Raw genomic sequence first — 11388 nt, 5'->3', positions numbered from 1 at the left:
AATAGTCAAACCCATCTGAAATGTATTTACACAAAATTTTAGATAGTGTCAAATAAAAAAGAAGCTCAATATTGAGCTTCTTTTGCTTTATAATTCTTTAAAAATCTCAAAACTATCTTTGTGATCGCACCAAAATTCGTCCAAATTAATCATTCGATCTTTTAGGAACGGAATAATCTGTGGCCAATCAGTCTCTCTAAAAATACTAATGTTTTCTAGACGCATTTTTATGGTGGAAATCATTTTTCCATCTTTGTCATAATCTTCTTTTGTCCAAATCCATTTTTCGCCAAGATAACTTTCCAAAACATTTTCATATTCCTCAAACTGTTCATAAATCATCAGTTGAACGGACGGATCTGGGTGCGAAATCTCAATAGAAACCTCTGCAAACTTGCGTTCGACATCCGTTCTGAAATAAACACCTTTTACATCCGTTTTGTAATTTATCCAATTAATACGCGTTCCTTCGGCATTCATCTGCAATTTCATATACGTTCCATACGAAATCCAAAAATCCTTTTTTATGCGATAAGCATCTTCTTTTGAAAACAAATTGATTATTTTTTTACAAAAATCGGTTTAATATTCTATTCAACAAAATTTCGAGAAAAATAGCTTGGATTGATTCTTGTTCTATTACATTTGAATAAATATTTTTAAAAAATAAATATGAAACTATTTTGTTTCCTTGGTTTAATGGGAATTTTGGCTTTTTCTACTGTAAATGCACAATCTGTAGAAACGGTAAAATACGAAGCTTTGCACGAAAAAATAGCAAATTATAAAGATCAAGTTGTGGTGGTTAATTTTTGGGCAACATGGTGTGCGCCTTGTGTAGAGGAGATTCCGGCGTTTATGGAAATTAATGAAAAATATAAAGACAATCCAAATTTCAAGATGTTGTTGGTTTCGTTGGATCGACCAAAAATTATCGATAAAGTGAAGAAGTTTATGCTTGACAATAAGATAAATGCAGAAGTTGTTTTGTTGGATGATACAAAACGAATGAATGAATGGATTCCGTCATTTGATCCGAAATGGGCAGGAAATATTCCTGTAACAATCATTTATAATAAAGGCGAGAAAAAGGTTTTCCATGATCAAGTCATGACAAAATTTGAATTAGAAGATTACATTACCGAATATCTTAATTAAACGATAAAACTCCTAAAAATACTTTTAGGAGTTTTTTATTTTTTGTAAGTTTATACTAACATAAAACTACAAAAATGAATAAAAAACATATTAGAAAAGATGTTATTCAACATTTAATTCAATTGAAACAAAATGAAATTGATGCGTTAAAAGAATCTGAACAAATTTATGCAGAAGGTGCAGATTTGGACGAAGAATCAAGCTTAGAGTTAGATGATTTTGCACAACAAAGTCAATCGACAGATGCGGCGAGAAGTTTACGAATTCGTATCAATCAAGCAACCGAAGATTTAGAAAATTTCAAAGCGTTAAAACCTGAATTGATTGACGAAATTACAGAAGGAAATGTTGTGTTTACAGATAAAGTGAATTTTGTAATTGGTTTATCTTTCAAAGATTTTGAATGGGAAAATAAAAAGTTTGTTGGAATTAGTACACAAGCGCCTATTTTTGATGCTTTAGTAGGAAAACGAGCTGGAGATAAATTAGAATTTAACGGAATCAATTATACCATAGAAGAAATATTATAACATGCCAAAAATACATACAATCGATCTTAATTTTCAGAATGAAAACGAAGCAATCGCAACTTATTTAATCGAAACAGAACAAGGACCAATTTTGGTTGATCCAGGACCATATTCAACTTTTGAGAATTTGAAAGCTGGTATTGAAGCGTTAGGTTGGCGAGTAATCGATATCGAAAACATATTAATTACACATATTCATTTTGATCATGCTGGTGCTGCATGGAAATTTACAGAACATGGCGCAACAATTTTCTTAAATCCGATTGGTTTACCACATCTGAAAAATCCTGAGAAATTGTGGGAATCTGCAAAAATGATTTATGGTGATGATATGGATCGTTTGTGGGGAGAAATGAAACCAATTGACGAAGAATATTTGGTTGGTTTGGCAGATGGACAAAGTGTGGAGTTTGGTGATGCGGTTTTTCAGACTGTTTATACTCCTGGACATGCTGTTCATCACAATGCTTATGTGTTAGATGATGTTATTTTTACAGGTGATGTAGCAGGAGTGAAGATAGAAAACGGACCTGTTGTGCCACCTTGTCCGCCGCCAGATATTAATATCGAATTGTGGAAAGAATCGATTGCTAAATTGAGAAAAATTAATGCAAAAGGAATTTATCCGACGCATTATGGTTATCACGAAGATTTAGAAAATCATTTTGATCAATTAGAAAAATCGTTGAATGATTGGTCAAATTATATCAAACCAATGTATGATGATCAAATTCCGACCGAAGAAATTGTCCCAGTTTTTGTTGATCATGTCACAAAAAACTATAAAGATTTAGGTTTGACAGAAGATCAAATTCAAGTGTATGAATACGCCAATCCATCCTGGATGTCTGTTAATGGACTAATGCGTTATTGGAAATTAAAAGAACAAGGAAGATTATAAAACGAAAAGCTGTCAAAAATTTTGACAGCTTTTTTTATTCTATTTTTAATTCATATTGTTCAACCAAAATATTTCCAGTAGAATTTAAAATTTCAGTTCCGAATTCAAACGAAGATAAATAGATGTTTTGTCCAATATAATCTCGTTTATTCATCTCATTTATAAACTCCATCACATTTACTTTTCCCGAAGTTCGTTTTTCTTTTCGCACAAAAGCAATATAATCCCAGCTTGTATTCAAATCTTTTTTGATGATATGACCTCTGTAAATATCATATTGTCCAAATGTTGTAAAAATATTTCCAACTTTTTTACCAAATGGCTTGAATTTATTATAATCTTCGCAAATCATCACTTCAATTCCGATGGTTTGTAGAGCGACTTTTGGCGAATTGTGTAACCAAAAATCAAAAGCTAAATTATATTTTTTGTCATTAACTTTTAACTTCGTTTTATACTCAACTTCAAAAGTTTTTACCTCATTTATATTCTTGAAATAATTATCAGTTTTGATGTCAGCTAAATTAAACCAAGCACTTTCTCCAAACCAAATTTCAGGATAACCCACCACGCCATATTTCTTGCCAGGTGTTTGCCATTTCCAACCAGCCGCTGTGTCGGTTGTGAAAATTGTTTGTGAATATACACCTTTTTTTATTTTGTGTTCGCCCCATTTATTGTTGTTAATTTCATATTTCTGCCATTTTATGGTTGCTCCATTTTCTGACTTTTCTTGATCAGATTGTTGACCAAAACTAATAATCGAAAAAGAGAAAAATACAATATTTAAAAGTTGTTTCATCATTTATGCTAATTAAAAAAGGATGCTTTTGCATCCTTGTAAAAATATAAAATTGTGATGATTATAATCGAATTAATTTATCTTTTGCAGTTTGATAATCTACTAATAAATCGTCAAAAACTTCTGCAACTGTCGGAATAGAATCGATTAATGACGAAACTTGACCAATTTCTAATTCTCCATTCACCAAATCACCTTCAAACATTCCTTTCTTAGAACGACCTCTACCTAAAAGCTCTTTCAATTCTTCTGCGGTTGTACCTTGTTGATATTTTTCTTGAACTTGATTATAAAAATCATTTTTAATCAATCGAACAGGCGCTAATTCTTTCAATGTAAGTTGCGTATCGCCTTCTTGTGCATTTACAATCACATCTTTGAAAGCTTGATTCGCAGACGATTCTTGCGTTGCGGCAAAACGAGAACCAATTTGTACTCCATCTGCACCTAACGCAAATGCAGCTAAAATTTGAGAACCTGTTCCAATTCCTCCAGCAGCAATTAACGGAATATTGATTTGACGTTTCACATTCGGAATAAGACAAAGTGTAGTCGTTTCTTCTCTGCCATTATGTCCACCAGCTTCAAAACCTTCTGCCACGACAGCATCGACACCTGCATCTTGTGATTTTTGTGCAAATTTGGCACTACTGACAACATGCGCAACAGTTATTCCTTCTTTTTTTAAAGTTTCTGTCCACGTTTTTGGATTTCCAGCAGAAGTAAAAACAACTTTTACATCTTCCTCCACAATAATCTGCATAATTTCTTCAATATTCGGATAAAGCATTGGAACATTAACGCCAAAATGATGATTTGTAGCAGCTTTACACTTCTTTATATGCTCGCGTAAAACATCAGGATACATGCTTCCAGCACCTATTAAACCTAGTCCTCCAGCATTACTTACAGCTGACGCTAATCGCCAACCACTATTCCAAATCATACCACCTTGAATAATTGGATATTTTATTGCAAATAATTTTGTTATATTCGTGTCCATTTTCGTTATATTTAGGCATAAAATTAAATAAATATAGAGAACGAAAAAATTTAATTTTAACATAAATACTGACAGTTTGACTTTGGCAGATTATTTGATTTGCAAAAAATCAAATTTTAGAAAATAAATTAGAGTTTAATTGTCTCTACTAATAATAAAAAATATAAGCTATGTATTGGACTTTAGAATTAGCATCTTATTTAAGTGATGCACCTTGGCCAGCAACAAAAGATGAATTAATTGATTACGCAATTCGTACTGGTGCACCTTTGGAAGTTGTAGAAAACTTACAATCTATTGAGGATGAAGGAGATTCTTACGAAAGCATTGAAGAAATTTGGGCTGACTACCCAACGGACGACGATTTCCTTTGGAACGAGGACGAATATTAAAAATAAAAAAGCCCAAATTGGGGCTTTTTTCGATTCTATAATCTATAACAAACATAGTTAACGTATATTTGCATCTTAATTAGTCTCAAATATATTGTGGCTAATTTTGACGAAGAACGCAGAAAAATATGAATATTTTAAACAAAATTTTACAAGGTTTCTTAGGTGATAAGAATGCCAAAGATGTAAAAGAATTACGAAAATATGTTGACTTAGCGAATGAAGCTGGTCAAAAGCTTAGTTCATTAACAATTGATGAATTAAGAGGAAAAACAGATGGATTTAAAGCTCAATTAGTTGAAGCTACAAAAGATCTTAAAGCTCAAATTGAAGAGTTAAAAAAACAAGTTGAAGAAACAGAAGATTTTGGTGTAAAAGAAGATTTATATGCTAAAATTGATAAAATCAATAAAGAAGCTTACGAAATAGAGGAGAAGATTTTATTAGAAATCTTACCAGAAGCTTTCGCTGTAATGCGTGAAACAGGTAAACGTTTTACTGAAAACGAAACGTTAGAAGTGACAGCTTCTGAGTTTGATAAAGTTTTGGTAAATCGTGGACACGATTTCGTTTCTCTTAAAGATGATAACACTGCAATCTGGAAAAACTCTTGGGATGCAGCTGGTCGTCAAGTAACATGGGATATGTCTCATTACGATGTTCAGTTTATTGGTGGTACGGCTTTACACTTAGGTCGTATTGCGGAGATGCAAACAGGGGAAGGTAAAACGTTGGTTGCAACTTTACCAATTTACTTAAATGCATTAACTGGTCGTGGAGTTCACTTAGTAACGGTGAATGATTATTTGGCAAAACGAGATATGGCGTGGATGCGTCCAATTTTCTCTTTCCATGGTTTATCAGTAGATTGTATCGATAATCACCAACCAAACTCTCCAGGTCGTCGCGATGCGTATGCATCTGATATTGTTTATGGAACAAATAACGAATTTGGTTTCGACTATTTACGTGACAATATGGCAAATACACCAGATGCTTTGGTACAACGTGAATTAAATTTTGCGATTGTCGATGAGGTCGATTCAGTTTTAATTGATGATGCTCGTACACCATTGATTATTTCTGGTCCAGTTCCACAAGGAGATCGTCACGAATTTGATGTATTAAGACCAAAAATTGATCGTTTATATCAAATGCAACGTGAGATGTTAGGAAAAACATTAAACGAAGCAAAAACATTATTCAAACAAGGAGATTTAAAAGAAGGTGGTTTCAAATTATACCAAGTTTACCGTGGTTTACCAAAATACAAACCATTAATCAAATTCTTATCTCAAGATGGTATTCGTGCTCAATTACAAAAAACAGAAGCGCATTTTATTCAGGATAATAACCGTGAAATGCCAAAAGTTGACGAGCATTTATACTTTGTTATTGATGAAAAACAAAATCAATCAGATTTAACAGATAAAGGAATCGAGTATTTGTCTAAAGGAATGGAAGATGAGAATTTCTTCATTTTACCAGATGTTTCGACAAATATTGGAGCAATTGAAAATTCAGGAAAAACTAAAGAAGAAATTCTTCAAATGAAAGAAGAATTTTTCCGTGATTTCTCAATCAAATCTGAGCGTATCCATACTTTAAGCCAATTGTTAAAAGCATATACATTATTCGAAAAAGATATCGAGTATGTTGTGGTTGAAGGTGAAGTAAAAATCGTTGACGAATCGACAGGTCGTATTATGGATGGTCGTCGTTATTCGGATGGATTGCACCAAGCAATTGAAGCGAAAGAGAATGTAAAAATTGAAGCAGCGACACAAACGTTTGCGACAATTACATTACAAAACTATTTCCGTATGTACAATAAGTTAGGAGGTATGACTGGTACAGCGGAAACTGAGGCAGGTGAGTTCTGGGAAATTTACAAATTAGATGTTGTTTCTATTCCAACAAACCGCCCAATTTTACGTAACGATAAAAACGATATTGTTTTCAAAACAAATCGTGAAAAATATAAAGCAGTAATCGAGGAAATTGTTCGTTTATCTCAAGATGACAAACGTCCAGTTTTAGTTGGAACAACTAATGTTGAGATTTCTGAGTTATTATCAAAAGCATTAAAATTACGTGGAATTAATCACAATGTTTTAAATGCAAAATTACACAAAAGCGAGGCTGATATTGTAACAGAAGCTGGTAAACCAGGAGCTGTAACAATTGCAACGAATATGGCTGGTCGTGGTACCGATATTAAATTAACGAAAGAAGTAAAAGAATCTGGAGGTTTAGCAATTATTGGTACTGAACGTCACGATTCTCGTCGTGTAGACCGTCAGTTACGTGGTCGTGCTGGTCGTCAAGGAGATCCAGGATCATCTCAATTCTTCGTTTCATTAGAAGATTCATTAATGCGTTTATTCGGTTCAGAAAGAATTGCAAAATTAATGGACCGTATGGGACACAAAGATGGTGATGTGATTGAACATTCTATGATTACAAAATCTATCGAGCGTGCACAGAAAAAAGTAGAAGAAAATAACTTCGGTATTCGTAAACGTTTGTTAGAGTATGATGATGTAATGAATAAACAACGTGAAGTAATTTACAAACGTCGTCACAATGCATTGTTCGGAGATCGTTTGGAAGTTGATATTGCAAATATGATTTATGATGTTGCGGCTTCTGTTGTAAAATCTAACAAAGATTTCGAAGATTTTGATCAATATGAATTAGATTTAATTAAATTCTTTACAATGGGAACTCCTGTTACAGAAGATGAATTTAGATCTAAATCAATCAAAGATTTAACAAATATTACGTACGACGCAGCAATTGAAGATTACAAAGCACGTATGAAATATGTTGCAGAAACAGCTTTCCCAGTAATTTCGAATGTTTTCGAGAATCAAGGACATATGTTCTCTCGTATTCAAGTACCATTTACAGACGGAATTCGTCAAATGACAGTTGTTTGTGATTTGAAAGAAGCATACGAATCTCAAGGTAAAACTTTAATAAAAGATTTCGAAAAATCAGTTGTATTAAGTTTGATTGATGATAACTGGAAAGAGCATTTACGTGATGTTGATGACTTACGTAAAACGTCTCAAAATGCGGTTTACGAACAAAAAGATCCGTTGGTTGTTTACAAACAAGAGTCTTTCCATATTTTCCAAAGAATGTTAGATACAGTGAATAAAGAAATTATTTCGTTCTTGTTCAAAGGAGAATTACCAAATACTCAAAAAGAAGAATCTGTAGAGGAAACTGAGACAGTAAACTAAAAGATTTTTTTATATAACTTTAACCCTTTCTGAAATTTTCGGAAAGGGTTTTTTAGTACTTTTACTTTTTAATTCTAATTTATGATTAAGAATATAGCTATAACATTTATAAGCATTCTTATTTTTACAATAAGTTGTACTGTTAAAGAATATAGAAAAGTAGTAATTCCGTATTCAATTAACAATAGATCTGATTTAATGTCTTGGAAGTTAAAAGGAATTATTGACTCAGCTTTTAGAATGGAATCAGATGCTTTTAGAGATTTTATAGTGTTATCTAATACTGTCGAAGGAGAAAGTGCTTATGATTTAGGTTATGTATTAACGCAAATTATTTATATGATTGGAGAAGATGAGTTTTTAAAAACTATAAATAATTTAACAAATGATGAAAAAGCAATACTAATTAGTTTTATTAATGTTGGACTTGAATACGGTGATAATGATTATGATAATATCCAAGACAACAAAAGAATTGAAGATGAATTTCCTTTGATTCAACAAAAATTAATAAAAAAATAAAATTTTAAACAAATGAAATTTGCATACTTACACGGCTACCAAGGTTTTGTAACAGATGAAAAGAGAGAATATTTAGACTCTTTGGGAGAATGTTACGCACCAACAATTGATTACGATAATGCACCAACTTTGATTCAAGATTTGGTAGAGCATTTTACAAAAGAACCAATCGAATTTATTGCAGGAACAAGTTTAGGCGGAATGATAAGTTATTATTTGGGATTATTATTAAATGTTCCAGTTTTGATGTTTAATCCTGCTGTAATTGCGGTAGAACGTTTAAAGCCATTTTTGCCAGAACAATTATTAAAAGGAATTCCAACACAATCAAATTTAATTTTTACAGGTTTAAAAGATGATGTGATCGAACCAAAATTTCAGATTGAATTTGTAGAAAATCTTCAAAAACAAAACGGAAATATCGAACAAATTTTCGATGCTGAAATGACACATTTAATCACATTAGAAGAATTCGAAAAAGGTTTTGATGCTTTCTTGGAGTTGAAGAAATAACAATTATAGAATAAAAAAAGCCACTTTATAAGTGGCTTTTAATTTTATAGATTTAAAGTATTTTACAATCCTAACATTTTAGGACCTTGTTCGAAAACAACATCAACTGGAATATTTTTCGTTTTCAAGACATCTAAATCTTTTTGTAAATCGTCGTGAATAATTCCTTTATCAGCATATAATTTTTTTACACCATCATAATCTCCATTTCCTTGAAGTGTCAAAATTAATTCTGATAAACCATTCATTGCTTTTTCCATTTTAGCAACATTTACTTTGTAACGACCATTTGGAGTTTTTTCGAAAGCACCATTTTCAGCAAAATAGTTGAACGCAATCATATTCGCTTGTCCGTGAGCAGAACTCGCTCCAAAACGAACTGAACGTAAAATTCCAGCCAAGAAAGTCACAAAATAATCTTCTTGTGTTCCTGTCAATTCACCTTTTTTCAATAATTGATTGACCATATACAAACCAAGAATATCAGCTTTTCCTTCTTCTAAAGCTGAATTAGCTTCTTTTAAAGCATCACGAACTGAACCTTTTCCATTCACCGTATTTTTGATTCCTAAACCATGCGCCACTTCGTGAAACATAACATTAGAAAAGAATGCGTCAAATTTGATGTTTTTCTGTTGGCTTTCATCAATCAAAGCAGTTGCAATAGGCGCAAGAATTTTATCAAACTTCGCTTTCATAGCATTTTTTAATTGCAAACGACGTGTTCCTTTTTCCAATTGAACTTTTTCATCATTTGGTAAATTAATCGCAATTGTTTTTCCTGCCGCATTGCAATCTCCCGCATAATACACAACATCATAGGCATTAAGATCCGAATCAGTTCCAGGAACTTCTTTTTTGTAGTTTGCAGAAACAGGTAAATTCTTCTGTAATTCTGGTAAATATTGAACAAATTTTGCCAATTTTTTCGACCATTCGATATCTTTTACTAAAATATATGCAGAATAGGAAGTTTTATATCCAAATAATTGATCTTCATAATTTTCAATCGGACCAACCACCATGTCAATATTTGCATTTTTCATATCCATCCAAGCCAAATCACTTGCATAGAAATCATCGCTCACCAAAGCTGCAGCACGTAATTTTAAATAATTTTTAAGTCCAGTATCTTCTGCTAATTCAGAAGCTTTTGTCAAATATCCAGCAGCTTTTGATAATTGATTTTTGAAATTTTCGTTATACGGAATCGAATATAATTTTCCTTCGCGATTACGACGAATAATAGAGTAGGGCGATTTACCATCTTTGATATTCGCTTGTTCAAATTCCTCTTTCGTCATATCAATAGGATAGAAAGTTGCACCAGCAGGTTTTGCACAAATACCGTTTATAAAAGGCGCTTCGTTATTCAATCTATCCCAAGGACCATAATTTATTTTTGCATATTCTTTGGCTTCACCTTTCGTTTCGTCCATCAAATCTATTTTAGCGCCATAAGCTTGTTGCCAAAATAAATCATCCATAATATCAGCTGTTTTGAACATCAAACGTAAAATTTCTTTTTCGTTTTGTGTCAAATGTGATATATCTGTTGTTAACGGAACCTTTGCGTATGATTGATATGCATATTCTTTTGTCATATCAGTTGAGGTTTGAGTTGATTCTTTTACCGCTTTTTGAGTTGAACAAGAGCTTAAAACTCCAGCAAAAGCAATCAATCCCAAGAATATTGATGATTTTTTCATTTTGAATGTTTTGGTAAATTTAAGGAGAAAAATGTTTAAATTTATTGATATTAATATTTGAAATGTATGGCTAAATTTTTATTCATATTTACATTAATTGGTTTATTGTTTTCATGTCAATCTAGATTGAATGGGTTTAGTTTACTAAATCAAGTTAAAGATCAAATTGAACAAAAGAATAACGTGAAAGCGTTGGCTTTATTAAAAAAAGTTGATAAAGCTAATTTTGGATCTTGTGGAAATGCTTATGCAGAAGGTTTAGCTCAAGCAAAGTTATTAGAGTCGATGATTTATAGATCTGAAAATAATTATTCTAAATCATTAAAAGTTTTAGATGATAATTTTAATTGTTCACTTGGCGCTGATTGTAGTACAAGAGATTCATTGAAAGTTGAAAACCTACTTTCTATTTATGGAAAAGATAAAGTAATAAATTCTTTTCATTCAAATAAATTTGAAAGAGATACGGTAGATTATTTTGCTAATACATTTAAAATTAATTTAAAGGAACTTAATTATAATTTTGTTTTTCATAATAGTTCTGAATTTTTTGATGAAAATTATATACCTATAGAGGATCAGGGACAAAAGTTGGGGAGAAGTTTAA

General features: G+C 31.8%; 12 protein-coding genes. 8 read left to right on the top strand and 4 right to left on the bottom strand.

All coding sequences use genetic code 11. The annotated features are described in order from the left end of the window. Positions 1 to 87: 87 nt before the first annotated feature. On the bottom strand, positions 88 to 555 hold the full coding sequence (locus B3J26_RS13410) for a DUF4268 domain-containing protein (protein ID WP_291074813.1): 468 nt from the start codon (positions 553 to 555) through the stop codon (positions 88 to 90). A gap of 117 nt (positions 556 to 672) precedes the next feature. Between B3J26_RS13410 and B3J26_RS13405 the strand changes: the two genes are divergently transcribed. The 3 genes from B3J26_RS13405 to B3J26_RS13395 all read left to right on the top strand — a co-directional run bounded on the left by B3J26_RS13405 (position 673) and on the right by B3J26_RS13395 (position 2589). Beyond that, positions 673 to 1158 carry a TlpA family protein disulfide reductase gene (locus B3J26_RS13405; protein ID WP_280045370.1) on the top strand — a complete coding sequence of 162 codons (486 nt, stop codon included), beginning with the start codon at positions 673 to 675 and terminating at the stop codon, positions 1156 to 1158. 74 nt (positions 1159 to 1232) lie between these two features. Further along, a complete protein-coding gene (locus B3J26_RS13400; RefSeq protein ID WP_280045371.1) occupies positions 1233 to 1688 on the top strand; it encodes a hypothetical protein in 456 nt (151 codons plus the stop codon). Between the two features lies 1 nt (position 1689). After that, positions 1690 to 2589, top strand: coding sequence for an MBL fold metallo-hydrolase (locus tag B3J26_RS13395; protein WP_280045372.1), 900 nt, complete (start codon positions 1690 to 1692; stop codon positions 2587 to 2589). A gap of 34 nt (positions 2590 to 2623) precedes the next feature. Here B3J26_RS13395 and B3J26_RS13390 read toward each other — a convergent pair whose 3' ends face one another. Together B3J26_RS13390 and B3J26_RS13385 are read right to left on the bottom strand one after the other, a co-directional pair. Then, positions 2624 to 3391 carry a GH12 family glycosyl hydrolase domain-containing protein gene (locus tag B3J26_RS13390; RefSeq protein ID WP_180904780.1) on the bottom strand — a complete coding sequence of 256 codons (768 nt, stop codon included), beginning with the start codon at positions 3389 to 3391 and terminating at the stop codon, positions 2624 to 2626. Between the two features lie 61 nt (positions 3392 to 3452). Beyond that, positions 3453 to 4394, bottom strand: a complete 942-nt coding sequence (locus tag B3J26_RS13385; protein ID WP_291074812.1) for an NAD(P)H-dependent flavin oxidoreductase — start codon at positions 4392 to 4394, stop codon at positions 3453 to 3455. 170 nt (positions 4395 to 4564) lie between these two features. Between B3J26_RS13385 and B3J26_RS13380 the strand changes: the two genes are divergently transcribed. The 4 genes from B3J26_RS13380 (at position 4565) to B3J26_RS13365 (ending at position 9072) form a co-directional block, all read left to right on the top strand. Continuing rightward, positions 4565 to 4786: a DUF2795 domain-containing protein gene (locus B3J26_RS13380; RefSeq protein ID WP_019976296.1), complete on the top strand. Its 222-nt coding sequence runs from the start codon at positions 4565 to 4567 to the stop codon at positions 4784 to 4786. A 128-nt stretch (positions 4787 to 4914) separates the two neighbouring features. Continuing rightward, positions 4915 to 8037 (top strand): preprotein translocase subunit SecA, encoded by a 3123-nt coding sequence (gene secA / locus B3J26_RS13375; RefSeq protein WP_291074811.1) that lies wholly within the window; start codon positions 4915 to 4917, stop codon positions 8035 to 8037. A gap of 81 nt (positions 8038 to 8118) precedes the next feature. Then, positions 8119 to 8559 (top strand): hypothetical protein, encoded by a 441-nt coding sequence (locus B3J26_RS13370; RefSeq protein ID WP_280061687.1) that lies wholly within the window; start codon positions 8119 to 8121, stop codon positions 8557 to 8559. 12 nt (positions 8560 to 8571) lie between these two features. Further along, complete coding sequence (locus B3J26_RS13365) at positions 8572 to 9072, top strand: YqiA/YcfP family alpha/beta fold hydrolase (RefSeq protein ID WP_291074810.1); 501 nt, start codon at positions 8572 to 8574, stop codon at positions 9070 to 9072. A gap of 62 nt (positions 9073 to 9134) precedes the next feature. On the opposite strand, the gene B3J26_RS13360 is transcribed toward B3J26_RS13365, so the two are convergent. Beyond that, on the bottom strand, positions 9135 to 10781 hold the full coding sequence (locus B3J26_RS13360) for a dipeptidyl-peptidase 3 family protein (protein WP_291074809.1): 1647 nt from the start codon (positions 10779 to 10781) through the stop codon (positions 9135 to 9137). 66 nt (positions 10782 to 10847) lie between these two features. On the opposite strand from B3J26_RS13360, the gene B3J26_RS13355 reads away from it, so the two are divergent. Continuing rightward, positions 10848 to 11388, top strand: a 541-nt coding sequence (locus tag B3J26_RS13355) for a hypothetical protein (protein WP_291074808.1), incomplete at its 3' end; no start/stop codon positions are given.

It is taken from the genome of Empedobacter sp. UBA5987 (assembly GCF_002429865.1).
Taxonomy (GTDB): Bacteria; Bacteroidota; Bacteroidia; order Flavobacteriales; family Weeksellaceae; genus Empedobacter; species Empedobacter falsenii_B.
This window is presented reverse-complemented; position numbering and strand designations above follow the sequence as displayed.